Genomic DNA, 22,954 nt, shown 5'->3' on the forward strand with positions numbered 1-22,954 from the left:
TAGGTTCTAGCCGTCAAAAAACCGAAACCAAGATGTAGAGCCTCTCGACCCTTCAATTTTTTCCAGATTTTTAGCGAGTTTAATTTGGTGGGCTTTGACCAGTCGCTCGGCGCGCACCGCAGCTTTAACGCCGCTGGCAGCTTGCGTGATAGGGTAGGGGCCGATGCGGTTTAGTCCGACGAGGTATGTGACGGATATTTCGGAACTGTTTGGGACGGTGCGAAATTTGACCTCTACTTCGCTTTCCAAAATCTCGAATGTCGACTCTAGAGCTTTTGTGTATTCTTTTTTTGAAGTTTGTTTTGGGGACCGATCGCCAATCGAAATGACGGCGATAATTTCACCAGAACTTTCGATCAAACCCGCTTCGGTCAGACTGTCTAAAGTGATACCGAGAGGGCGAAAGTTCGGATTCTTGGTGATGAAGTAAGCGGAAAGACTCAGCGCTGCCGGCAGTACGATAAAAGCTGCGACCAAGCTGACAACGATTGTTTCTTTCTTAACCAAAGTGCCTCTCCACCAAATATCACCAAAGATATTTAGCAGAAGAGGCTTTAAGTTTTCCTAATTTAGCTGCGCACTAATTTTTCGTAAAATTCCGCGATGTCGCGTGTCAGCGCACCGACTTCAAATGTGTGTTCGCCAATTTGACCAACTGGGGTCACTTCGGCAGCGGTTCCAGTCAGCCAGCACTGCTCAAATCCGTCGAGTTCTTCAGGCATAATCACGCGTTCATGAACTGTGATGCCTTTGTCTTCCAGCATTTGAATGATGGTTTGGCGGGTGATGCCGTTCAAGATCGCGTCTGGTGTCGGTGTGTGCACTTCGCCGTCTTTGACGAAGAAAATATTGGCGCCTGTCGCTTCGGCAACATAGCCGCGGTAATCCATGAACAATGCATCGGAACAGCCTTTGGCTTCTGCCGCGTGTTTGGACATCGTACAGATCATGTAAAGGCCAGCGGCTTTGGCAGCTGTCGGAATTGTCTCTGGGGACGGGCGCTTCCATTTGGCGATGTCGAGCTTTGCGCCCTGCATTTTAGCATCGCCGTAGTAGGCACCCCATTCCCATGCGGCAACAGCCATGCGCACAGGGTTTCTATTCGAGGCAACACCCATATCTTCGCCAGCCCCACGCCAAGCCACAACGCGGATGTAGGCGTCTGTCCAGCCATTCGCTTCGAGTACGGCGTATTTCGCGGCTTCGATTTCATCGACAGAATAGGGGATCGGCATGTCCAAAAGTTCGCCGGAGCGCAGAAGGCGTTCTGAGTGCTCGCGGGACTTGAAAATTTTACCTGAATAGCAACGCTCACCTTCGAATACTGATGAGGCATAGTGCATTGCGTGGGTCAAAATATGGACTTGAGCATCGCGCCATTCGACGAGCGCGCCGTCCATCCAGATTTTACCATCGCGATCTTCGAATGAACCGGCCATTTTCTATTCCCTATAGCTGTGCAATTTGCAATTGTTGCGTGTCGATAGGATATATTTAACATTATCTTACGCAAAACATGCTACGCGCTAACAATTGCAGCTTGGAATGTCAATGTCGCTGACTTAAAATGCTTATAGGTTACGCAGATTGTGAATGGAGACAGTGTGGCAGAAGGCAAGAGTACACGTGGTGGCGAAAGCCTGTTGTTTCTGACAGACGAGCAATTGCGTCGCGGGATTGAGGCGATGTTTTTTGCCTACCGAGGGTTTACCGCGGACCCAGATAGAATTCTAGACATGCACGGTTACGGACGGGCGCACCATCGCGCTGTCCACTTTATCAATCGCGCGCCCGGTGCGACCGTGAATGCGTTGCTCGATGTTTTGGGGGTCACCAAACAATCACTCAACCGTGTGTTGCGCACGTTGATCGAAGATGAGTTGGTCGAAAGCCGTGTTGGGCAAAAAGACAAACGTGAACGGCACCTGTTTTTGACACCCAAAGGCAAATCGCTTGAGGCTGAGTTGTCAGAAGCGCAGCGGGCACGTATGCGCACGGCGTTCAGTAAGGCAGGGCCAGAGGCTGTCGCAGGCTTTCGTGAAGTGCTAGAAGCAATGATGGATACAGACCAACAGACCTATTTTAATGTTCTAAAGGAGCAAGACACGTGAGCGATATTCATCTTCTCATTGTTGACGACGATGAACGTATTCGCCAGTTGCTTCAAAAGTTTTTGATCCGCAATGGGTTTTGCGTGACGGCCGCACGAGACGCCGCCCATGCGCGTAGGCTATTGGCTGGGTTGGAATTCGACATGATTGTCATGGATGTGATGATGCCAGGCGAAGACGGGGTGACGCTCACGCGCAGCCTGCGTCAAACTTTGGTAACTCCGATCCTTTTGCTGACGGCCAAAGGCGAAACCGAAGATCGGATTTCTGGGCTTGAGGCGGGGGCCGACGACTATTTGGCCAAACCGTTTGAGCCGAAAGAATTGTTGCTGCGTATCAATGCCATATTGCGCCGCGTTCCGCAGCCCGAAGAGACAGCAACCTTACCGAAATTCCTGCATTTGGGCGACTTTAGATACGATATCGAGCGTGGCGAATTGTGGGAAGGCGATCAAATTGTGCGCCTAACTCAAACCGAAGCCCAACTCATGCGTATTTTTTCTGCGACCCTTGGTGCAACGGTATCACGGGGTGAGTTGGTGGAAAAATTGGGACGCGATGGGGGCCAAGCCCAAGAGCGCGCCGTGGATGTCCAGATCACACGGCTGCGGCGCAAATTCGAATCCGACCCGCGCCAGCCACGGTTCTTGCAAACTGTGCGCGGCGCTGGGTATATGCTGAGCCCCGAGTGAAAATTCTCTGACAACTTGCCTGACTGGGAACTGGCCAAGAGGTGGTCAATTCATGTATGCAGCCCATAATATACCGAGACAAATCTGTGTGGAGACGTCGATATGACTGAGACGACTGTATCTGAATTGAGTTTTGAAGCTGCAATGGCTGAACTTGACCAAGTTGTGGCAAAGCTTGAGCGCGGCGAAGTGGCGCTTGAAGACAGCATCAAGTTGTACGAGCGTGGCGCTGAACTTAAAGCTCATTGCGAAGCCAAGCTGAAAGACGCCGAAGAAAAAGTTGAAAAAATCTCAGTTGGGTCCGACGGCAAACCTGCCGGAGTTCAAGCTGTCGAAGGCCTCTGATGCAAACCGAACTCGACCGCTGTCGTCAATTGGTGCAAACTTGTTTCAAGGGCGTTTTGGCCCCTCTTGGGCAATCTCCTGTTGAGTTGGGTGTTCAATATGCCCTCACCGGCGGCAAGCGCCTGCGCGCTTTGTTGGTGTTGGAAAGCGCCGCTTTGCACGATATTGAGTCTGCTCAATCGGTTTGGTCCGCCGCCGCGATCGAGGCCATGCATGCCTATAGTTTGGTGCATGACGACTTGCCGTGTATGGACGACGATGATCTACGTCGAGGCCAGCCAACGGTTCATAAAAAGTGGAATGAAGCCACCGCAGTGCTTGTCGGTGATGCGCTGCAAACTCTATCGTTTGAATTGCTTTCGCGCGTTGAGACATCCTCATCCAGCCAGATTAGGGTCGATTTGATCGCCTCTTTGGCGCGGGCCTCTGGTGCGCAGGGTATGGTGCTGGGGCAAGCGCAAGATATAGCGGCAGAAACTGCGCTGACGCCCTTGGATTTGACCGCGATCACCGAACTTCAAGCCAACAAAACGGGTGCTTTGATCGAATGGTCCGCCACAGCTGGCGCCATTTTAGGCGGGGGAGATCCGCTGCCTTTGGCGCGCTATGCGCGTGCTTTGGGATTGGCCTTTCAAATCCAAGACGATATTTTGGATGTTATTGGTGACTCTGGCAAAACCGGTAAAGCTGTTGGCAAAGACCAAGATGCCGGCAAGGCGACATTTGTGTCTTTGCTTGGATTAGAGGCGGCGCAAAAACGTGCGGCCTCGCTTGTTGATGAAGCATGTGAGGCAATTGGCCCCTACGGGAATCGCGCTGAAACCTTGCGCGCGACGGCGCGGTTCGTTATTTCCCGCGAAACTTAAGAAAGATGATGCGCCATGTCTGATCTTCCTGACACGCCGACCCTTGACCGTGTAGCGACGCCTGCGGACCTTAAATCCCTGTCTGATGCCGAGCTGAAACGCTTGGCAGGAGAGCTGCGCGCTGAGACGATTTCGGCGGTGTCTGAAACAGGCGGGCACTTGGGCGCTGGTCTTGGCGTGGTCGAGTTGACTGTCGCGCTGCATGCCGTTTTTGATACCCCGAAAGATCGATTGATCTGGGATGTGTCGCACCAGTGTTATCCACATAAAATTCTCACAGGTCGCCGTGACCGCATTCGCACCTTGCGCCAAAAAGACGGTCTGTCTGGGTTTACCAAACGTTCCGAAAGCCCCTACGACCCTTTCGGTGCTGCGCACAGTTCTACGTCTATTTCAGCAGCACTTGGGTTTTCCGTGGCGCGCGATTTGGGCGGCGCGCCTGATCCGGCGCTTGGCGATGGTATTGCGGTCATCGGTGATGGCGCGATGTCAGCGGGCATGGCCTTTGAGGCACTTAATAACGCGGGCCATTTGGGCAAGCGTTTGTTTGTGATCCTCAACGACAACGAAATGTCTATCGCCGAACCCGTGGGCGCACTTTCCAGCTATCTGTCACGTCTTTACGCAGGCGAGCCGTTTCAAGAACTTAAAGCCGCAGCAAAAGGCGCAGTATCTTTGCTGCCGCCGCCATTCCAAGACGGAGCGCGCCGCGCGAAAGAAATGCTCAAGGGTATGACCGTTGGCGGGACGATGTTTGAAGAACTTGGATTTTCCTATATTGGTCCCATTGATGGTCACGATATGGATCAACTCTTGTCCGTTTTGCGCACCGTTAAAGCGCGGGCAACGGGGCCAGTTTTGATCCATACGATCACGAAAAAGGGCAAAGGGTACGCGCCTGCTGAGCGTGCAAGTGATAAGGGCCACGCGACTGCGAAGTTTGATGTCCTGACGGGTAAACAAGAGAAAGCGACGCCAAACGCGCCGTCTTATACGTCCGTATTTGGGAAGGCCTTGGTGCAAGAGGCGTCTTTTGATGACAAAATTTGTGCGGTGACGGCGGCGATGCCCGATGGCACAGGCCTCAATTTGTTTGCTGAGCGATATGCATCTCGTTGTTTTGATGTCGGGATTGCTGAACAGCATGGCGTGACTTTCGCAGCTGGTTTGGCTGCTGGCGGCATGAAGCCGTTTTGCACGATGTATTCGACTTTTTTGCAGCGTGGATACGACCAAATCGTGCATGATGTTGCCATCCAACGTTTGCCTGTGCGGTTTGCAATTGATCGTGCGGGTTTGGTTGGCGCTGATGGGGCCACCCATGCGGGGTCATTCGACATCGCGTTTTTGACCAATTTGCCGGGCTTTGTTGTGATGGCAGCATCTGATGAGGCCGAATTGGTCCATATGGTCGCCACTGCTGCGGCGCATGACGATGGGCCTATCGCGTTTAGGTATCCGCGTGGCGAAGGCGTTGGTGTTGAAATGCCAGAACGCGGCACACCGATTGAAATCGGTAAAGGTCGTATTATTCAAAACGGCGCGCGGGTTGCGATTTTGTCGTTTGGCACGCGCCTTGATGCCGTTAGGAAAGCTTGCGAAAGCTTGGCGCAAAAAGGCATAATACCGACCATTGCCGATGCTCGATTTGCCAAGCCTTTGGATCATGATCTTATCCGTGATTTGGTTGAAAACCATGAGGCGCTGATCACGATCGAAGAGGGTGCTATCGGTGGATTTGGGTCTCATGTCGCCGATTTTCTGGCCAATGAGGGCGTGTTTGATCGGGGTATGAAGTTTCGGTCTATGGTTTTGCCGGATACCTTTATCGATCAGTCTAGCCCCGCCGATATGTATGCGACTGCTGGCTTGAATGCCGAAGACATCGAAGCCAAAGTTCTCAGCGTTTTGGATATCACAGACATCGCGTCAAAGCGGGCGTGATTTAGCTTTCAGACGCTAGCAGCGCGTTGAGGCCTGACATGTAGTCGGGGTAAATCAGCTCGACACCAAGTTCCGATTTTATCCGGTCGTTTTTGACCTTTTTGCTTTCCGCATAAAAACTGCGTGCCATGGGCGTCATGTCTGCTGCCTCGAAGTCTTGGGCTGGTGGCAATGGCAGTCCGAGCAGTTCGGCGGCATAGCCAATCACATCCTCAGGTGGGGCCGCAAAATTGTCGCAAACATTGAATATTTGGCTGGATTTGGGTCGATTTATTGAGGCCAAAAGGACCTGTGCGATGTCTTGAACATGAATGCGTGAAAAAACTTGGTTCGGTTTGATGATTCGCCGTGCTGTCCCATTACGCACCTTTGCGAAAGGGCCGCGACCGGGGCCATAGATGCCCGCAAGTCGGAAAATTTTAAGGTTCAGGCCTAGATCTTCAGACACTTTAATCCACTGCGCCTCTGCCGCGACACGGGCTTTTCCGCGTTTCGTTGCGGGTGTCAACGGAGATGTTTCATCAACCCATCCGCCATCGTGATCGCCGTAAACACCTGTTGTAGACAGATAGCCAACCCATTCCAAATTTTGAGCGGTTTTTAGATCTTGCAAGTGGTTGAGCAAAAAGGGATCGCCGTCATTCGTGGGTGCGGCAGACATCAAAAGATGCGTAGCATTTTTGATATCACTTGAAATGTCGTCTTGCGGCGTGACGCGGGCGTTAATTCGCATTTTGCGCAAGGTTAGAGCCTTATCTGGATCTCGTGTTGTACCTGTAATGGACCAGTTTGCAGGTAAAAGCAGCTTGGCAAGGGCTGCAGCAGAATAACCGTGTCCGTATGAAAAAAGATGGCCTGACATAAATTGACATCCCGTTTGTAAATTATCACTGCGCACTGGGCTTGCGTCATCCTAAGAGTTGGTGACAATTGCGCAACCAAAGGTCAAGATGCAAGACCTGATTGGGTCAAAGAGTTTAGAACGGAGTTGTTGTGGTGATGTCGAACACGGGACTAAAGCTAGAAACGCCGCCGCTGCGCGAGTCTGAATTTTTTTCGGATGCTGTGGCTGCAGTCCAACGGTTGGAAGAGCTATACGCCGAAGCCACGGAATTTTTGATAGAACGCTTTTCCCAGGTCGCCGAGGGTACCAAGCCAGCTTCAAAATTTCGCGCATATTATCCTGAAATTAGAATCACAGTGAGGTCTTATGCATCTCAGGACAGTCGGTTGTCTTTTGGTCATGTGTCCAAGCCCGGGGTGTATTCCACAACTGTCACGCGCCCTGACCTGTTTCGGAACTACCTGACATTCCAGCTGCAGCAGTTAATCGAAAACCACGGTGTTAAAGTTGAAATCGGGCCATCACAAACGCCACTGCCAGTGCATTTTGCAGTCGCCAATGATGACAGTGTCACTGTGCCCCAAGAGGGTGTGATGGATTACCCCTTGCGTGATGTCTTTGATGTGCCGGATTTGGCAACAACCCATGATAACATCGTCAATGGGTATGCTTTTCAGTACGAAGACGGATCGGAGCCTTTGGCGCCATTTACCGCGCAGCGTATAGATTATTCACTCGCGCGCCTGTCGCACTACACAGCAACAGATGCCGGCCATTTCCAAAACCACGTGTTGTTCACGAACTACCAGTTCTATGTTTCTGAATTCGAGGCCTATGCACGCGCGCAGCTTGCAGATCCAAATAGCGGTTACACCAGCTTTGTGAGCACAGGGAATGTTGAGATCACTGATCCTGACACCCCGATTGAAGCGGTCAGCAAGATGCCGCAGATGCCGACCTACCACTTGAAGCGCGCAGACGGGTCTGGCGTTACCTTGGTGAACATCGGTGTGGGCCCATCGAATGCTAAAACGGCGACCGACCATATCGCCGTGTTGCGCCCCCATGCTTGGATCATGGTGGGTCATTGTGCAGGTTTACGTAATTCCCAGCGATTGGGGGATTTTGTTTTGGCTCATGCCTATCTGCGTGAAGACCATGTTTTGGATGCGGACCTTCCTGTTTGGGTGCCGATTCCTGCCTTGGCGGAAATTCAAACCTCGCTTGAAAATGCGGTGGCTCAAGTCACCCAGCTTGAAGGCTATGATCTCAAACGCATCATGCGTACAGGCACAGTTGCGACGATAGACAACCGCAATTGGGAACTGCGAGACCAATCTGGCCCAGTGCAGCGTTTGTCGCAATCACGTGCTGTTGGGCTTGATATGGAAAGCGCCACGATTGCTGCGAATGGATTTCGCTTTCGAGTTCCCTACGGCACGCTTCTATGTGTATCCGATAAACCCCTTCATGGTGAATTAAAGCTGCCAGGCATGGCGTCTGAGTTTTACAAAAGCCAAGTTTCACGGCACCTTTTGATCGGCATTCGCGCAATGGAAATTTTGCGAGATATGCCGATTGAGCGTATTCACAGTCGAAAACTGCGCTCTTTTGAAGAAACTGCATTCCTCTGAGGCGAAAAATCGCTGCAAAATGTGCGAAAAGTGGCTGGTTCTACACACTAAGCGTTGTGTGGGCCTACTATATTCGCTTAGAAATGCCCGATACCCTCTAAATCCAAGGGGGACACGAGGAGATACAGACATGTCGAAACCAATGACAAAAACACAGCTTGTTGCCGCTTTGGCAGAAGAGCTGGCCGCAGACAAAAAAACAGCGGGCGCTGCCCTTGACGCAGTTGTTGCCATAATCACCCGCGAAGTTTCCGCTGGCGGCGCTGTGACGCTTCCAGGTGTCGGCAAAATCTACTGCCGTGAACGCCCAGAGCGCATGGTGCGTAACCCACAAACGGGTGAGCAAATGAAAAAAGACGCAGACAAAGTCGTGAAAATGACTATTGCCAAAGCGCTTAAAGACAGCGTGAACGGCTAAGGCTTGCACGCAGTATTTTTAAAAGGGTCGTGCATTTGCGCGGCCCTTTTGCATTTCTATATGGACATAAAATGAAAGTGGATTCCAAAGCGATCTTGATGGGCGTGGCTTTCGTTTTGGTGTGGTCATCGGCCTTCACCTCAGCGCGTGTTATTGTTGCCGATGCGCCTGCGCTGGCGGCGCTGTCCTTGCGGTTCTTCATGTCTGGCGTTGTCGGCGTTGGTTTGGCGCGGGCCCTTGGCCAAACGTGGTCGTTTTCACGTCAGCAATGGCGCGCAATTATCATCTTTGGTGTGTGCCAAAATGCGGCCTATCTTGGCTTGTATTTCTTAGCAATGCGATCGGTTGAGGCCTCTTTGGCCTCGGTTTTGGCGTCCTCAATGCCATTGGTTGTCGCGCTGCTCTCTATCTTATTCATGCGCACATTTCCCAAACCCATCGCCTTGCTCGGGCTTGTGATCGGTTTTCTAGGTGTATTGTTGATCATGGGAACGCGTCTGTCCGCAGGCAGTGATGCGGTGAGCGTTTTAATGTGCATCGTTGGGACGGTCGCGCTGGCCGTCGCGACGCTCTCTTTGCGTTCTGTCGGTGCGGGTTCGAATGTTCTAATGGTGGTCGGGTTGCAAAGTTTGGTTGGCAGCCTTGTGCTGGGCGTTTTGTCGCCAGTGATTGACACCTATGAGCTGAACATGTCGAGCCAGCTGGTGGTAGCGATGCTTTACACCACTTTCGTGCCAGGTCTGTTTGCGACATGGCTGTGGTTCAAACTGGTCGAGCGCATTGGCACGATCAAAGGGGCCGCATTTCACTTCCTAAATCCGTTTTTCGGAGTGGCGATCGCGGCCCTCGTTCTGGGTGAGCAGGTGAACGGCTGGGACCTCGTGGGTGTGGCCACCATCATGGTTGCCATCTTAGCCGTTCAACTGTCTAAAGCGTAATTTATGCGCCGAAAACACCCAAAGGTGTTTCGCCATTTTGACCACGATGCAAAAGTAGGTGATCCAAGATCACGCAGGCCATCATCGCTTCGCCAACAGGAACAGCGCGAATGCCGACGCAAGGATCGTGGCGACCCTTTGTGATCAAATTGGTGTCTTCGCCGGATTTGGTGACAGTTTTGCGCGAGGTTAGGATCGAACTGGTCGGCTTTACAGCAAAGCGCACGACCAAATCCTGCCCCGTGGAAATCCCACCCAGAATGCCGCCTGCATGATTGGACATGTAACGAGGGCCATCGTTGCCCATGCGGATTTCATCGGCGTTTTCTTCGCCAGTCAGACGTGCCGCGTTCATGCCTTCGCCAATTTCAACGCCCTTAACAGCATTGATGGACATCATTGCAGAGGCCAAATCAGTGTCGATCTTAGCATAAATCGGCGCGCCAAGGCCCGCCGGTGCGCCTTTTGCGACAACTTCAACCACGGCGCCCACGGACGAGCCAGATTTGCGAATATCATCTAGATACGCAGCCCAGTTCTTGGCTGTCACAGCGCTGGGCACCCAAAACGGATTATTGTCGATTTCCGCCATATCGCGCGCGCCAATGATGCCGTTTGGCCCGATTTGGGTCATATAGCCTTTGATCTCTAGATCTGGGATCAAGTGCGCCAGTGCTGCGCGGGCCACGCCACCAGCTGCAACACGTGCCGCAGTTTCGCGCGCCGAAGAACGCCCACCTCCGCGATAGTCGCGAATGCCGTATTTTTGAAAATAGGTGATGTCCGCATGACCAGGGCGGAACTTTTCTGAGATATCACCATAGTCTTTTGAACGCTGATCCGTGTTGCGGATCATCAATTGAATGGGTGTTCCAGTGGTCTTGCCATCAAACACACCAGACAAAATTTCGACCTGATCGGCTTCGCGGCGTTGGGTCGTGTATTTTGATGTGCCAGGTTTGCGTTTGTCGAGCCAGACTTGCAGCATCTCTTCTGTCAGCGCAATGCCAGGAGGGCAGCCGTCAACAGTTGCGCCAAGCGCAGGTCCGTGGCTTTCACCCCAAGTGGTGAAACGAAAGAGATGGCCGAATGTATTGATGCTCATGCTGTGCTCCTAGATCGCCCTTGGTTTAACGGGTGTTGACCGTCTGGGAAAGGGGGCGATGCGTCTTGGTCTTGTGCTTTGCAAATTTAGCGCTAAGTTACGCCCTACCTCGGGGTGCCACCACATGTGGCTGAGATGCGTAAAGCGGACCCGTAGAACCTGAACCGGCTAACACCGGCGGAGGGAAGGTATTCGCATCACCAGACGCGACCTTTTTCTTCGCCCATTTTTGAATGGAGCGAGCTATGAACTATAGCCTGACACTTGCGGCCAGCCTTTTGGCCACGTCAGCCTTTGCTGACCCTCTTACAATTTACGCACCTGACTATTTTGGCTCTGAGTGGGGCCCCGGACCTGCGATCAAGGCCGCGTTCGAAGAGACCTGCGATTGCGAAATCGAATATGTCACTGGCGATCTTTTGCCCCGTTTGTTGCTTGAAGGCGAACGCACCAATGCCGACATCGCCATTGGCTTTAACTCTGATGTGACCAAAAAAGCGCGGGAGTCGGATCTGTTTGTGCCGCATGGCGTCGATACATCTGCGCTGACTTTGCCGCTGGAGTGGACGGATGATACGTTTTTGCCCTTCAACTGGGGCTACACGGCCTTTGTCTATGACAACACGAAAATTACCAATCCGCCGACCAGCTTTGCTGAGCTTGTGAACAGCGATGAAGATTGGAAAATCGCGATTCAAGATCCACGGACGTCGATCTCTGGCTTGGCTTTGATTCTTTGGGGCAAGCAGGTTTTTGGTGATGATGCTGAGGCCGAGTGGGCCAAGCTTGCACCGAAAGTGACCACTGTCACCAAAGGCTGGTCTGAAGCCTACGGCATGTTCACCGACGGTGAAGTTGACATGGTGCTGTCCTACACGACGTCACCAGCGTACCATATCATCGCGGAAGAAGATCAAACCAAGTCTGCTGCATTGTTTGATGAAGGTCATTACTTCATGGTCGAATTGGCTGCTAAGTTGAAAACCACAGATCAACCCGAGCTCGCGGATCAATTCATGGCGTTTATCATGGATGAAAAGTTCCAAAAACTCATCCCAACAGCCAATTGGTCCTATCCAGCAGCTTTGCCAAAAGATCAGTGGCCTGAAGAGTTTTCGCAGCTCAACTATCCTGAAAAAGCGATCTTCTTAAATGAGGATCAAGCCGCTGCATTGCGGGACGAGGCAATCGCCGAATGGCGTCGCGCGTTCTCGCAATAAATCCTTGGCCGGGGCTGATTGTCGCTGGATTGGTGACGTTTTTCAGCCTCGGCACCTTGGCGGCTGTGGCTCTTCGGGCCGACGCGTTTGGTGCGCTTGATTCCTTTGATGTGGCCGCGGTGCGCTTTACCGTCGTGCAGGCTTTTTGGTCCGCCGTTCTGTCTGTTGCTTTGGCCATCCCCGTTGCGCGCGCCTTGGCGCGGCGGTCTTTTTGGGGGCGCCGTGCGTTGATCACGCTTTTGGGCGCGCCCTTTATTTTGCCGGTTATCGTCGCGATCCTAGGGCTTACAGCTGTCTTTGGTCGCAATGGAATCGTTGCCTATGGTTTGACTTTGGCTGGATTAGAGCCGATTTCGATCTATGGGTTTCATGGCGTTTTACTGGCGCATGTGTTTTTCAACCTGCCGCTGGCCACACGACTTTTGATCCATGGCTGGGGGTCTGTTCCTGCTGAGCAGTTTCGTTTGGCTGCATCACTTGATTTCTCTTGGCGGGATGTGTTTTTGCATATTGAATGGCCTATGCTGCGCAATCTTGTGCCGGGGCTTTTGGTCATCATTTTCTTGATTTGCACCACAAGTTTTGCCGTCGCTTTGACCTTTGGTGGGGGGCCCAAGGCCACCACAGTGGAATTGGCCATTTACCAAGCTTTCAAGTTTGATTTCGATATTGGCAAGGCAGCCCTTTTGGCGGGGGTGCAGTTCGCGATTTGCGGGGCGGCTGCATTGGCGTCACTGTGGCTTTCTGTCCCGCAAGCCGCCATGGGCGGACAGGATCGCGCGGTGCAGCGGTTTGATAAGGGACGAGTAATGTCGAAAATCATCGATAGTGCTTGGATCACGTTCGCGACGCTGTTCTTGGCCGTGCCTTTGCTTGCCATCGTAATGCAGGGCGCGCCGTATATTTTATCCCTGCCAACGTCTGTTTGGTCGTCTGCACTGCGGTCTTTGGTGACCGCTTTGGGCTCCGCAGGCCTTACGATTGTCTTTGCGGTGAGCTTAGCGCTGGTGGCCCTACGATGGCGCTGGCTGGAAGGTTTGGGCATGTTGAGCGTCGCGGCCTCGCCATTGGTGATGGGGACGGGACTGTTCATCATGGTGTTCCCATTTGTGGACCCTGCGCGCATCGCATTGCTGATCACAGCCTTGGTCAATGCAGTGATGTCATTGCCGTTTGTATTGCGTTCTATTGGGCCAGCTGTGCGGGCTTGCGAAGATCGGTTCGGGCCGCTGTCTGACAGTCTTGGGGTGACAGGATGGGCGCGGGTGCGTTTGGTTATATTGCCCCGTATTCGCGCGCCCCTAGGGTTTTCAGCGGGATTGGCCGCGGCGCTGTCTATGGGTGATTTAGGTGTAGTGACACTGTTTGCACGCCCTGATGGGGCCACTTTGCCGTTGCAGATTTACCGACTGATGGGTGCTTACCGGATGGAGCAAGCGATGGGCGCTGCTCTGTTGTTGCTCGTGTTAAGTCTTGCTTTGTTTTATCTTTTTGATCGAGGAGGACGTGGTCGTGCTAAGTCTTAAGGGCGTCGTAATTGAACAAGATGGCTTTAGGCTTAGGGCTGATGTCGCGATCAATTCTAGTCGGCGGGTTGCTGTGCTCGGACCTTCTGGTGCGGGCAAAAGTACCTTGCTGGCGGCGATTGGTGGATACCTGCCTATCACGCATGGCGATATCCTTTGGCATGGGGACAGCATCGTCAAATTGCGGCCAAATCAACGCCCTGTGTCCAACGTTTTCCAAGACAACAATCTGTTTCCGCATATGACCGCGCTGCAAAATGTAGGTTTGGGAATCAATCCAAACCTGCGGTTAAGTGCGGCGGATGAAGACCGTGTTCTGAGGGCTTTGGGGGCTGTGGGCCTTTCTGGCATGGAAGCGCGTTTGCCCGCAGCTTTGTCTGGCGGACAACAAAGCCGCGTCGCATTGGCACGCTTGTTGGTGCAAGAAAAGCCATTGGTGCTTTTGGATGAGCCGTTTTCTGCGCTTGGGCCCGCGATGCGGGTCGAGATGGCTGATCTTGCGCGTGATGTTGGCGCGCGCATTGGTGCAACTGTGATGATGGTCAGTCACGACATCAAAGATGTGGAACGCTTTGCCCAAGATGTTGTGTGGGTCGAGGACTGTCTGTGCCATGGGCCACGTGCGCTGGACGATTTTTTGAAAGCCCCCCCCGCAGGGTTCACGACCTATGTCGGTGATTGAATGAAAAAAGGCGCCCCAAATGGAGCGCCTTTTTTGTTGGTCTCAGCCTGAATTTACAGGTCGAATTTTTTGCCTTTGTGCGGTGCCCACAATTTCTTGTTTGTGAGGTACAGCAGAACAGTCAGCAAGAAGAGGAACGTCACAGCAACGAAACCGGCTTGTTTGCGGGCCATCATTTTTGGCTCTGCTGTCCACATCAAGAATGAGGCAACATCTTCGGCTTCGTGGTGCAGCTCGTTAGAGTGTTCGTCAGCGAATTCAACGTCTTCACCGTAAAGTGGTTGCGCCATAGCGATCCAGCTGCCGCTGGTTGTATGAGCCCCGTGCTCGTCTTTGCACTCATCAGGGTAACCACCGGGTGCAAATGCTTGATTGTAGTAGCCAGGGAAATCCTCAGGCGCACAAGCTGGTGCATCAACGTAACCCGTCAAGATAGATACGATGTATTCTGGGCCGCCGATGCCGTTGAAGAGCTGGCTCATACCCGTACCCATTGGGCCATGAAAGCCCGCGCGTGCTTTTGCCATAAGTGACAGATCCGGAATGGTGGAATCTGACGATGTCGGGAAATGGTCAGCCGGTATGCGGGGGCGGTCGTCATCGAGTTCAGCATCATAGATGTCGAACTGGCCAGCATAGGCGCGCACTTGATCTTCTGGCAGGTGTGGCCCGCCTTCGTCGGCAAGTGTGCGAATTGGCACGTGCTGTAGGCCGTGACAGGCTGAACAGACTTCGGTGTAGATCTGAAGACCACGTTGAAGTTGGTTCTGATCGTATGTGCCAAACGGACCTTCAAAGCTGAAGTCCACGTCGTGCATGTGACCTGTGTCACCGGCAGCCATTGCCCCACCAGCGCCAAGCGCCAGTGCGGTAAAAGCGGAGAGAGTAAGTTTCTTAAACATTGTTCCTAAGTCCTTTCTCACTCTGCCGAGTCTTTGGCAGCGCCAGGATAGTGAGCCACGAAGTCATCTTCGATGGTCGCAGGCAGTGGCAATGGTTTCTCGAACACGCCGAGAAGTGGCAAGATCACCAAGAAGTAGGCGAACCAGTATGTTGCACCGATCAAAGAGATCCAGTCATGTGGGAACTCAGTGTCACGTGCACCAACCCACATCAGAACCATGAAGTCGACGCAGAGCAGAGTGAACCACCATTTGAACATCGGGCGGTATTTGCCAGACCGTACAGAGGATGTGTCGAGCCATGGCGCCAAGGCCATAACAAAGATCGCACCGAACATCGCCAGAACACCAAAGAATTTCGCATCAACGATGCCCGCTGTGATGAAGGAGGCGAATTGAACCGCCCATACATCTGCAGTGAAGGCGCGCAAAATCGCGTAAAACGGCAAGTAGTACCATTCAGGAACGATGTGCGAAGGTGTCGAGAGAGGGTTTGCAGGGATGTAGTTATCAGGGTGACCGAGGTAGTTTGGCATAAAGCCAACGACCGCGAAGAACGCCACCAAAACAATGCCGAGCGCAAAGAGATCTTTGATCACAAAGTATGGCCAGAACGGCAAGGTGTCTTTTTTCACTTCGGCTTTAGATCCACGACGTACTTCAACACCTGTTGGGTTGTTGTTGCCTGTGTGGTGGAAGGCCCAGATGTGAACAATCACAAGGCCAGCAATCACGAATGGCAGCAAGTAGTGCAGTGAGAAGAAGCGGTTCAGCGTGGCGTTGTCCACAGCCGGTCCGCCCAAAAGCCACGTTTGCAAGGCTTCACCAACGAATGGGATCGCGCCGAACAGGCCGGTGATCACAGTCGCACCCCAGAAGGACATCTGACCCCAAGGCAAAACGTAGCCCAAGAAACCAGTCGCCATCATAAGCAAGTAGATGAGCATGCCGATGATCCATGTGATCTCGCGTGGGGCTTTGTAGGAGCCATAGTAGAGACCGCGGAAAATGTGCAGATACACAGCGATAAAGAACAAAGACGCACCGTTTGCGTGCAAGTAACGCAACATATGGCCGCCGTTCACGTCGCGCATGATGTGCTCAACAGAGGCAAAGGCCATATCAACGTGTGGCGTGTAATGCATCACAAGAACGATACCGGTGACGATTTGCAAAACCAGACAGAACGCGAGGACAATGCCCCAAATCCACATCCAGTTCAGGTTTTTAGGGGTAGGTGCCGTCAATGTTGAATGAACAAGGCCAATAATTGGCAGGCGACCATTAATCCACTTTTCGATACCTGTTTTAGGTTCGTAGTGGTCGTGCGGAATACCAGACATCAGTTTCTCCCTCAGCCCAATACGATTTCAGTGTCGCCATCAAAGGCAGCTACTGGAACAGGCAGGTTGCGTGGAGCTGGGCCTTTGCGGATGCGGCCAGCTGTATCGTAATGAGAGCCGTGACAAGGGCAGAACCAACCACCAAAATCGCCAGAGCCATCGCCAAGCGGGACACAGCCAAGGTGGGTACATACACCCATCATCACCAACCATTCGCCGTTTTCGTCCAGCGTGCGGTTTGCGTCGGCAGCATCAGCGCCAGCCGCGAGGTTGTCATTTTCAGCGTTACCATCAATCAATACGGAAAGATCGACGGCGCGTGCGGCGTCTATTTCGTCTTGCGTACGGCGACGAATGAACACGGGTTTGCCGCGCCATTTCACAGTCAGCTGTGTGCCGACTTCGATATCGCTGATGTCGACGCGAATAGAGGACAAAGCCTTAACATCCGCGGAGGGGTTCATTTGGTTGACCAGCGGCCATACTGCGGCGCCTGTCGCGACTGCACCAGCGCCAGCTGTGGCGTAGTACAAAAAGTCGCGGCGGTTGCCTTCGTGTTCGTCTGCGTGGGACACGAGCAATTCTCCATTGTCTCAAGCCGGTAATCCGGCCAATGCATAAGAAGGCCACGGTTTCCCGAAGCCCTGCTGAGGCGCTTTTAGCCGCGTCATCGCGCTACGTCCAGCGTGCATTACGTCGCAAGTGGGGCGCGTTGTCGCGGGAGCACAGTTTGTTGGCATATCGTTTTGTGAGCTCTGTTGCCAAAGTCACGTAAACTCAACTAATATAGAGATGCATTTTTGTGCGATTCCTCTTATATTTGGATATGGCCATGTTTCGAACATCCTCTGCCGTGCTTTTCACAACAGCCCTTGCCGCCATCCCGTTGTCTGCAAATGCCGACACTGAAATTTCTTTTTATGGGGGCTATCAGACAGCACCCCATACTGTGATTACGGGTGACGATCCTGAGGCAACATGGACAGACACATTTACCGCGGGATGGGATGGCAAAAGCTTTGAGGCACCGCCCTACTACGGTGTGAGGGCGACGCTTTGGCGCCCAAACAACTGGGGCTGGGGAACTGAGGTCACCCACGATAAAGTTTACGCAGATGACGAGACGCTTACGACAAATGGATACGACCGGTTCGAGCTTACAGATGGTCTCAACATCATTACGGTCAACGTGATGCGCCGTTGGCCGGCTCAGTGGGGTGAGAAATTAACCCCTTATGTCGGTGGTGGCGTTGGCTTTGCCATGCCCCATGTCGATATTGAGGCCACCGGTGGGTCACATACTTATGGCTATCAGGTGACGGGCCCTGCCGTTCGGGCGACAGCCGGCGTCAGCTACGCCATTAATGATCATTGGGGCGCTTTTGCCGAATACCAAGGCACGTTTTCCATGAACAACATCGAGTTGGACAATGGCGGGTCTCTTGAGGCAAATATCATCACAAACGCTCTAAATATCGGCGTTGGTTACTCTTTTTAGCTTCCCGACCGTTTGATATCTGGAAAATACCCGCTTGGTGCGCCTTCACACCACAGCGGGTACTTTTGCATTATATCTGCAAAGCGATCAGATACCAAAAACCGTTCCAACCACCCTTTGACGCCGATCCAACTCTGCGCATCAAACCATGCGCGGTCCACATTGGCGAATTGGCGTACAAAGGTGATCGTGGCCAAATCCGCCAAACAGGGACGATCTGAAAACAACCAATCAGTTTGACGCAGCTGCTTGTTCACGGACAGCAAAATCGATTCGGCATTTGCACGCTCAATCTCTCGATCCACACCTTCATACCGCGTCGCGTATTTGTAGCGGTCTAGCGCATTTTTGAACGGGCCCTCAATGGCGGCAATCCAATCGGCGCCCTCGGCTGGCATGTCCAGCAGGCCCTCTGGATCGTTCTGCCCCAAGGCCCAGTCCATAATGTCACGGCTCTCGTCAACAACATCAGTTCCGCCAAGCCACAACACTGGCACGGTGCCCTTAGGCGACAGTTCCAACATATGTGTGGGCTTGGCGCGCAAAATAATTTCGCGCACTTCTACCGTGATCCCAGCACTCAACAGCGCCAAACGCGCGCGCATTGCATAGGGGCAGCGGCGAAAATTATAGAGAATCGGGTGATCAAGCGTGGCTGTCATGCGATCAATTGCGTGCCGTTGAGGCCAAGGATTGTCGAGGTGACCAGTGATCCTTCAACTCGTGGTGTGTCAAAATGCACTTCGGTGAACTGCTCTGTGCGTCCCATTTGGGGATTTTCCATCAAAATACGATGAGTGCGGCCAATTTGAGCAGTCAGATGTTTTTGCACTTGAGCATCCCCTGCGGCGCGCAACCGTGCAGCGCGCTCTTTTATGACCGCGCCATTCACTTGCGTCGGGATTTTGGCCGCAGGCGTCCCCTCGCGTTTTGAATAAGGGAACACATGCAGCCACGTCAGATCGCAATCACTGACCAGTTTGAGCGAATTTTCGAAATGCACGTCAGTCTCTGTCGGAAAACCCGCAATAATATCCGCGCCAAAGGTCATGTCGGGGCGCAATCTTTTCGCGTCCTCACAGAATTTGATCGCATCGTCGCGCAAATGCCGTCGCGCCATGCGTTTGAGAATCAGATCATCACCGTGCTGCAACGACAGGTGCAAATGTGGCATCAAACGCGGCTCGGTGGCGATGGCTTCCATCAGCGCATCATCGGCCTCAATCGAATCAATTGAACTGATGCGCAGGCGCGCCAAATCAGGGATGAGTTTCAAAATACGCATGACCAAATCGCCCAAGCGCGGCAAAGCGGGTAAATCGGCCCCCCAAGATGTTAAATCGACGCCCGTCAACACGACCTCATTATAGCCCTTGTCCACAAGACGCTTGATCTGATCGACCACAACACCTGCAGGCACAGAGCGCGAATTGCCACGACCATAGGGAATGATACAAAAGGTACAGCGGTGATCGCAGCCGTTTTGCACCTGCACATAGGCGCGGCTGCGCGTGCCAAACCCATCGATCAAATGACCAGCAGTTTCGGTCACGGACATAATATCATCGACCTGAACGCGCTCTGTTTGGCCAATAAAGTCAGGCCCCATGGCGTTCCATGTCTCAGCCTGCATTTTCTCGGTGTTGCCGATCACCACATCGACCTCATCCATACTGGAAAAGGTCGCAGGTTCGGTTTGCGCCGCGCAGCCCGTGACAATGATCTTTGCCTCAGGGTTTTCGCGGCGTAGTTTGCGAATCTCTTGGCGGGCTTTGCGCACAGCTTCGGCAGTGACGGCGCAGGTGTTGACCACCACGGCATCTTGAACACCCGCCTCGGCAGCAAGTTCTTTCATCGCTTCGGTTTCATAAGCGTTCAGGCGACAGCCCAGCGTGGCAAAAATCGGCGGGTTGGCAGCCATTAGATTTGCTCCAAAAAGGCGGTGCTAAAAGTACCGACAAACACCAAGGTCGTTGGCCCGGTCATCCATACGCCATCGTCGCGCCAGTCGAGCGTGATCCAGCCCCCATCCATCTCCATGCGCACCTTGCGCTTCGTCAGGCCGCGTGTGGCCGAAGCCACAACCGTGGCGCAGGCGCCAGAGCCACAGGCCATGGTGATGCCCGCACCGCGTTCCCACACCCGCATCCGAATTTCGTCAGGGCTGCGCACTTGCGCGAATTCCACGTTGGTGTGCTCAGGAAACAGCAAGTCGTGCTCAACCGTTGGCCCAACGCCCTCAACATCTACAGTTTCCGCGTCATCCACAAAGAACACAGCATGAGGGTTGCCCATGCCAACAGCCACAGGATCGCCCGCAAGCGGCAGATGTTCGACATCGACATCATGCGACAGCGGCACCTGATCCCAGTTCAGCAAAGGATGGCCCATATTGACGGACACCTCATCGCCTGCGCGCACAGCCTGCAAAATGCCGCGCTCGGTTCGAATGGTCACAGCATCTTTGCCCGTCTCATTGATCAACAGACGTCCGACACAGCGCGTGGCATTGCCACAAGCGCCAGCCCGCGACCCATCGCTGTTCCAAAAATCCAGATCAACGTCGGCTGAATCCGAGTCGCGAATCTCTGCAAGCTGATCAAATCCGACGCCACAGTTCCGATTCCCGATCGCCTTGGCCAAGGCAGGCGTTATTTGCGCTTCGCGTCCTCGCGAATCGATAATAACGAAATCATTACCAAGACCATGCATTTTAAGGAAAGAAAGCGTGGTATCGTGGGGGGGGGCGGTGTTTTGATCGGTGTTCATATTTAGGCATATAAACCTTGATGGCATCTTTTAAAAGATATTCTCAGTTTTGTGCTTGACGCTCCCACCCTGCAGCGGTAAATCCGCCCCACCACTAAGAAGTGGGCCCTTAGCTCAGCCGGTAGAGCAACTGACTTTTAATCAGTAGGTCGATGGTTCGAACCCATCAGGGCTCACCACTTCTTCTTTCAGCGTGGTATCAAAAGTGCGCCCTTTGGGCGCTCTTTTTGTTTGAAGCTTTAATTTTTCAAAACCTTATCAAATTGAAACGCTAAAAGTGGTCCACACTGAAGCTGCCATGCCACGCTTCAGCTAAGGGTATCATTTACATATGACGGAAATATGTGGGGTGCTGGCGTTCCAAGGGGACAATACGTTTGATCAATTGGCGCAGGTGGACTGACATGGCGGCGCGGGCTGCATCTGGATCTTGCGCTTTGATGGCATCCAGAATCGCGTGATGATCTGCTACGGCTTCGGCGGGGCGGCCCTGTTCAGGCAACAATAACATGCGCGCGCGGCGCAGTTGCAGCGACATCTGCCCTGCGGCCAGGACGACTTTGGGATACCCCGTGAATTCTAAAATCATATGGTGAAAGTCCACATCGGCTTCAAAGAAGCCCTGATAGTCTTTGTCGTCCACAAGCAAGCCTTGTAGGCGCAGGTTTCGTGTGAGGCGAGTCAGTTGAGCCTCTGTGCGCTCCTCTGCCACCTTGGCCACCGCGGCCACTTCAACCGCTTCACGTAGAAAGCTTTCCTCGCGCAGTTCTGATAGTGAAAATTGTGACACACGGGTGGCAGACTGCGGGATGATGTCTACCAAGCCATCCGATGACAATCGCCCCAAAGCTTCGGCTACAGGGGAACGCGATACACCTAGGTGTTCGCAGAGCGCACCTTTGCGCAAAACCATGCCCGGTTCGAATGTCATGTCTAAGATCTTATTGCGAAGTGCTGTATAAACGCGTTGTCCCAAAGGGCCTTCGAGTGCGTCGATATCAAGTGTTAGAGTTTGGTCGGGCATTGTTTATCCTTTAGGTGGCATGTTAGTTGACATATGTGTCAAGTCAAGCCGAGGTGCTTGTTATGTCACGCGTCGACAGTCGGCCACAAAAAAGCGAGTGCTGTTCTGACAGCAAGCGTCATTTATGATTGTCTGAAAAATCAGGTCGCAGGTGTCATGATCCGTCACGTTCGCCTGACGCGCGTGCTCTAAGTCTTGAGCCCTTGCACGAATTCCACATTACCTGCTGTAATATGAGCAGCAGTCAATCTGCCCGTGGCATAAGCCCCTGTATCGATAGAAATGATTCCGTTTTTTTCTTGCGGCATGTCGAATATGGTGTGGCCATGGGCGATCCACAGTCCGTCTTCGCGCGCGCGTCGCCCAAAATCAGAGTGCCCCCAAGTCAGTGTTTTAGGGTCTTGAGCGTCTAAAGGTTTGGCTGGATCGGCGCCAGCGTGGACCACGCCTAAGTTACCGCTTTTCCAAAACCGCGGCAGGTCGCGCAGCCAGCTTTCCAAACCATCGGGCATGGCCTCTTTCAAGCCATCTCTTGCGGCAACTAAAGCCTCGGAAGTATTGTGCTCCACCAGACGAAAGCTGCCAAAGCTTGCTATGGTTTGCAAGCCTCCATAGCGCATCCATCGATTTCCCGATTTGGCGGGGTCGTCGAGAAATGACAGCATCATCTCTTCGTGGTTTCCCATCAAAAAAACGGTTTCAGGATCAGTTTTTGACAGCTCATAAAGCCGGGTTAGAACTTGGGCGCTTTGATCACCTCGGTCAATGTAGTCGCCAACAAAAACCAGCCGACTTGGCGTGTAGTCTTGCGCGATTTTATTCATCAGAGATGTTAGGCAGCTGATTTGCCCGTGAATGTCGCCGATAACGCACAGTGGCTCATTCGGGGCAATTGACGCACCTTCAAATCGAGTGTCATGAAGCGGAAGATGAGTGGTTTTTTTTCGAGAAAACAGATTTCGAAACACAAGATTTTGCCCTTTGAAACGGTTGGATAGGCGGCGCTTCAACGCGCACACCGCTGCTAAGGCCCAGTCTAACATATTCTGTGCAGCATAGCATAGTCGGACCCAAGCCTACGTTGTATCGCTTT

Annotated in this window: 24 protein-coding genes, 1 tRNA gene and 1 riboswitch; of the genes, 13 read left to right on the forward strand and 12 right to left on the reverse strand. The window is 52.9% G+C overall.

The annotated features are described in order from the left end of the window. Window positions 1-6: 6 nt before the first annotated feature. A complete protein-coding gene (locus WNY38_RS09785) occupies window positions 7-507 on the reverse strand; it encodes a hypothetical protein (protein ID WP_342857156.1) in 501 nt (166 codons plus the stop codon). A 62-nt stretch (window positions 508-569) separates the two neighbouring features. Then, window positions 570-1,439, reverse strand: a complete 870-nt coding sequence (locus WNY38_RS09790) for a branched-chain amino acid aminotransferase (RefSeq protein WP_342857157.1) — start codon at window positions 1,437-1,439, stop codon at window positions 570-572. 165 nt (window positions 1,440-1,604) lie between these two features. Between WNY38_RS09790 and WNY38_RS09795 the strand changes: the two genes are divergently transcribed. The 5 genes from WNY38_RS09795 (at window position 1,605) to dxs (ending at window position 5,958) form a co-directional block, all read left to right on the forward strand. After that, window positions 1,605-2,111, forward strand: a complete 507-nt coding sequence (locus WNY38_RS09795) for a MarR family transcriptional regulator (protein WP_342857158.1) — start codon at window positions 1,605-1,607, stop codon at window positions 2,109-2,111. Next, window positions 2,108-2,803 (forward strand): response regulator transcription factor, encoded by a 696-nt coding sequence (locus WNY38_RS09800; protein ID WP_342857159.1) that lies wholly within the window; start codon window positions 2,108-2,110, stop codon window positions 2,801-2,803. Before WNY38_RS09795 ends, WNY38_RS09800 begins: the two co-directional genes overlap by 4 nt. Window positions 2,804-2,905: 102 nt before the next feature. Further along, window positions 2,906-3,148, forward strand: coding sequence for an exodeoxyribonuclease VII small subunit (locus WNY38_RS09805; protein ID WP_342857160.1), 243 nt, complete (start codon window positions 2,906-2,908; stop codon window positions 3,146-3,148). Further along, a complete protein-coding gene (locus WNY38_RS09810) occupies window positions 3,148-4,014 on the forward strand; it encodes a farnesyl diphosphate synthase (protein ID WP_342857161.1) in 867 nt (288 codons plus the stop codon). The genes WNY38_RS09805 and WNY38_RS09810 overlap by 1 nt, the downstream gene beginning before the upstream one ends. Before the next feature lie 15 nt (window positions 4,015-4,029). Continuing rightward, window positions 4,030-5,958, forward strand: a complete 1,929-nt coding sequence (gene dxs / locus WNY38_RS09815; RefSeq protein ID WP_342857162.1) for a 1-deoxy-D-xylulose-5-phosphate synthase — start codon at window positions 4,030-4,032, stop codon at window positions 5,956-5,958. 1 nt (window position 5,959) lies between these two features. Here the strand turns inward: dxs and WNY38_RS09820 are convergent, their stop codons facing one another. Continuing rightward, window positions 5,960-6,820, reverse strand: a complete 861-nt coding sequence (locus WNY38_RS09820) for an SDR family oxidoreductase (protein ID WP_342857163.1) — start codon at window positions 6,818-6,820, stop codon at window positions 5,960-5,962. A gap of 137 nt (window positions 6,821-6,957) precedes the next feature. Here WNY38_RS09820 and WNY38_RS09825 point away from each other — a divergent pair, with 137 nt between their 5' ends. The 3 genes from WNY38_RS09825 to WNY38_RS09835 all read left to right on the forward strand — a co-directional run bounded on the left by WNY38_RS09825 (window position 6,958) and on the right by WNY38_RS09835 (window position 9,792). Then, complete coding sequence (locus WNY38_RS09825; protein WP_342857226.1) at window positions 6,958-8,436, forward strand: AMP nucleosidase; 1,479 nt, start codon at window positions 6,958-6,960, stop codon at window positions 8,434-8,436. Window positions 8,437-8,566: 130 nt separating this feature from the next. After that, the gene (locus tag WNY38_RS09830; protein WP_342857164.1) at window positions 8,567-8,854 is read left to right on the forward strand and encodes an HU family DNA-binding protein; all 288 of its coding nucleotides are present in this window, start codon (window positions 8,567-8,569) and stop codon (window positions 8,852-8,854) included. 71 nt (window positions 8,855-8,925) lie between these two features. Further along, window positions 8,926-9,792, forward strand: a complete 867-nt coding sequence (locus WNY38_RS09835) for a DMT family transporter (RefSeq protein WP_342857165.1) — start codon at window positions 8,926-8,928, stop codon at window positions 9,790-9,792. A 1-nt stretch (window position 9,793) separates the two neighbouring features. Here WNY38_RS09835 and aroC read toward each other — a convergent pair whose 3' ends face one another. Beyond that, window positions 9,794-10,897 carry a chorismate synthase gene (gene aroC / locus WNY38_RS09840; protein ID WP_342857166.1) on the reverse strand — a complete coding sequence of 368 codons (1,104 nt, stop codon included), beginning with the start codon at window positions 10,895-10,897 and terminating at the stop codon, window positions 9,794-9,796. 100 nt (window positions 10,898-10,997) lie between these two features. Further along, window positions 10,998-11,100: riboswitch (TPP riboswitch) on the forward strand. Between the two features lie 42 nt (window positions 11,101-11,142). On the opposite strand from aroC, the gene thiB reads away from it, so the two are divergent. The 3 genes from thiB to WNY38_RS09855 are packed head-to-tail and all read left to right on the forward strand — an operon-like array spanning window position 11,143 to window position 14,325. Then, complete coding sequence (gene thiB / locus WNY38_RS09845) at window positions 11,143-12,117, forward strand: thiamine ABC transporter substrate binding subunit (protein WP_342857167.1); 975 nt, start codon at window positions 11,143-11,145, stop codon at window positions 12,115-12,117. Next, window positions 12,093-13,643 carry a thiamine/thiamine pyrophosphate ABC transporter permease ThiP gene (locus WNY38_RS09850; RefSeq protein WP_342857168.1) on the forward strand — a complete coding sequence of 517 codons (1,551 nt, stop codon included), beginning with the start codon at window positions 12,093-12,095 and terminating at the stop codon, window positions 13,641-13,643. Before thiB ends, WNY38_RS09850 begins: the two co-directional genes overlap by 25 nt. Further along, the gene (locus WNY38_RS09855; RefSeq protein ID WP_342857169.1) at window positions 13,630-14,325 is read left to right on the forward strand and encodes an ATP-binding cassette domain-containing protein; all 696 of its coding nucleotides are present in this window, start codon (window positions 13,630-13,632) and stop codon (window positions 14,323-14,325) included. Before WNY38_RS09850 ends, WNY38_RS09855 begins: the two co-directional genes overlap by 14 nt. A 53-nt stretch (window positions 14,326-14,378) precedes the next feature. Here WNY38_RS09855 and WNY38_RS09860 read toward each other — a convergent pair whose 3' ends face one another. The 3 genes from WNY38_RS09860 to petA are packed head-to-tail and all read right to left on the reverse strand — an operon-like array spanning window position 14,379 to window position 17,145. Further along, on the reverse strand, window positions 14,379-15,227 hold the full coding sequence (locus tag WNY38_RS09860) for a cytochrome c1 (RefSeq protein WP_342857170.1): 849 nt from the start codon (window positions 15,225-15,227) through the stop codon (window positions 14,379-14,381). Window positions 15,228-15,244: 17 nt separating this feature from the next. Further along, window positions 15,245-16,570 (reverse strand): cytochrome b, encoded by a 1,326-nt coding sequence (petB, locus tag WNY38_RS09865; RefSeq protein WP_342857171.1) that lies wholly within the window; start codon window positions 16,568-16,570, stop codon window positions 15,245-15,247. 11 nt (window positions 16,571-16,581) lie between these two features. After that, complete coding sequence (petA, locus tag WNY38_RS09870) at window positions 16,582-17,145, reverse strand: ubiquinol-cytochrome c reductase iron-sulfur subunit (RefSeq protein ID WP_342857172.1); 564 nt, start codon at window positions 17,143-17,145, stop codon at window positions 16,582-16,584. 257 nt (window positions 17,146-17,402) lie between these two features. Between petA and WNY38_RS09875 the strand changes: the two genes are divergently transcribed. Beyond that, complete coding sequence (locus WNY38_RS09875; protein WP_342857173.1) at window positions 17,403-18,068, forward strand: outer membrane beta-barrel protein; 666 nt, start codon at window positions 17,403-17,405, stop codon at window positions 18,066-18,068. Here the strand turns inward: WNY38_RS09875 and WNY38_RS09880 are convergent. Genes WNY38_RS09880 through dapF form a run of 3 tightly spaced genes read right to left on the reverse strand, consistent with a single transcriptional unit; the run spans window position 18,065 to window position 20,837 of the window. Beyond that, window positions 18,065-18,730 carry a glutathione S-transferase gene (locus WNY38_RS09880; RefSeq protein ID WP_342857174.1) on the reverse strand — a complete coding sequence of 222 codons (666 nt, stop codon included), beginning with the start codon at window positions 18,728-18,730 and terminating at the stop codon, window positions 18,065-18,067. The two genes, WNY38_RS09875 and WNY38_RS09880, sit on opposite strands and share 4 nt — an antisense overlap. Continuing rightward, window positions 18,727-19,989 (reverse strand): tRNA (N(6)-L-threonylcarbamoyladenosine(37)-C(2))-methylthiotransferase MtaB, encoded by a 1,263-nt coding sequence (gene mtaB, locus WNY38_RS09885; RefSeq protein ID WP_342857175.1) that lies wholly within the window; start codon window positions 19,987-19,989, stop codon window positions 18,727-18,729. Before mtaB ends, WNY38_RS09880 begins: the two co-directional genes overlap by 4 nt. After that, complete coding sequence (gene dapF, locus WNY38_RS09890; protein ID WP_342857176.1) at window positions 19,989-20,837, reverse strand: diaminopimelate epimerase; 849 nt, start codon at window positions 20,835-20,837, stop codon at window positions 19,989-19,991. Before dapF ends, mtaB begins: the two co-directional genes overlap by 1 nt. A 103-nt stretch (window positions 20,838-20,940) precedes the next feature. Here dapF and WNY38_RS09895 point away from each other — a divergent pair. After that, window positions 20,941-21,016, forward strand: a tRNA-Lys gene (locus WNY38_RS09895). Between the two features lie 146 nt (window positions 21,017-21,162). On the opposite strand, the gene WNY38_RS09900 is transcribed toward WNY38_RS09895, so the two are convergent. Together WNY38_RS09900 and WNY38_RS09905 are read right to left on the reverse strand one after the other, a co-directional pair. Then, window positions 21,163-21,861, reverse strand: coding sequence for a GntR family transcriptional regulator (locus WNY38_RS09900; RefSeq protein ID WP_342857177.1), 699 nt, complete (start codon window positions 21,859-21,861; stop codon window positions 21,163-21,165). 188 nt (window positions 21,862-22,049) lie between these two features. Beyond that, on the reverse strand, window positions 22,050-22,817 hold the full coding sequence (locus WNY38_RS09905) for a metallophosphoesterase (protein WP_342857227.1): 768 nt from the start codon (window positions 22,815-22,817) through the stop codon (window positions 22,050-22,052). Between the last annotated feature and the right edge of the window lie 137 nt (window positions 22,818-22,954).

Source organism: Pacificibacter sp. AS14, from assembly GCF_038899935.1.
Classification (GTDB): domain Bacteria; phylum Pseudomonadota; class Alphaproteobacteria; order Rhodobacterales; family Rhodobacteraceae; genus Celeribacter.

Excerpts from the sequence above, each read along its gene's own strand:
- WNY38_RS09790 (WP_342857157.1), bottom strand. The coding sequence starts at position 1,439 with ATGGCCGGTTCATTCGAAGATCGCGATGGTAAAATCTGGATGGACGGC.
- WNY38_RS09805 (WP_342857160.1), top strand. The coding sequence starts at position 2,906 with ATGACTGAGACGACTGTATCTGAATTGAGTTTTGAAGCTGCAATGGCT.
- WNY38_RS09810 (WP_342857161.1), top strand. The coding sequence starts at position 3,148 with ATGCAAACCGAACTCGACCGCTGTCGTCAATTGGTGCAAACTTGTTTC.
- dxs (WP_342857162.1), top strand. The coding sequence starts at position 4,030 with ATGTCTGATCTTCCTGACACGCCGACCCTTGACCGTGTAGCGACGCCT.
- WNY38_RS09820 (WP_342857163.1), bottom strand. The coding sequence starts at position 6,820 with ATGTCAGGCCATCTTTTTTCATACGGACACGGTTATTCTGCTGCAGCC.
- WNY38_RS09825 (WP_342857226.1), top strand. The coding sequence starts at position 6,958 with ATGTCGAACACGGGACTAAAGCTAGAAACGCCGCCGCTGCGCGAGTCT.
- WNY38_RS09830 (WP_342857164.1), top strand. The coding sequence starts at position 8,567 with ATGTCGAAACCAATGACAAAAACACAGCTTGTTGCCGCTTTGGCAGAA.
- WNY38_RS09835 (WP_342857165.1), top strand. The coding sequence starts at position 8,926 with ATGAAAGTGGATTCCAAAGCGATCTTGATGGGCGTGGCTTTCGTTTTG.
- aroC (WP_342857166.1), bottom strand. The coding sequence starts at position 10,897 with ATGAGCATCAATACATTCGGCCATCTCTTTCGTTTCACCACTTGGGGT.
- thiB (WP_342857167.1), top strand. The coding sequence starts at position 11,143 with ATGAACTATAGCCTGACACTTGCGGCCAGCCTTTTGGCCACGTCAGCC.
- WNY38_RS09850 (WP_342857168.1), top strand. The coding sequence starts at position 12,093 with ATGGCGTCGCGCGTTCTCGCAATAAATCCTTGGCCGGGGCTGATTGTC.
- WNY38_RS09860 (WP_342857170.1), bottom strand. The coding sequence starts at position 15,227 with ATGTTTAAGAAACTTACTCTCTCCGCTTTTACCGCACTGGCGCTTGGC.
- petB (WP_342857171.1), bottom strand. The coding sequence starts at position 16,570 with ATGTCTGGTATTCCGCACGACCACTACGAACCTAAAACAGGTATCGAA.
- WNY38_RS09875 (WP_342857173.1), top strand. The coding sequence starts at position 17,403 with ATGTTTCGAACATCCTCTGCCGTGCTTTTCACAACAGCCCTTGCCGCC.
- WNY38_RS09880 (WP_342857174.1), bottom strand. The coding sequence starts at position 18,730 with ATGACAGCCACGCTTGATCACCCGATTCTCTATAATTTTCGCCGCTGC.
- mtaB (WP_342857175.1), bottom strand. The coding sequence starts at position 19,989 with ATGGCTGCCAACCCGCCGATTTTTGCCACGCTGGGCTGTCGCCTGAAC.
- dapF (WP_342857176.1), bottom strand. The coding sequence starts at position 20,837 with ATGAACACCGATCAAAACACCGCCCCCCCCCACGATACCACGCTTTCT.
- WNY38_RS09900 (WP_342857177.1), bottom strand. The coding sequence starts at position 21,861 with ATGCCCGACCAAACTCTAACACTTGATATCGACGCACTCGAAGGCCCT.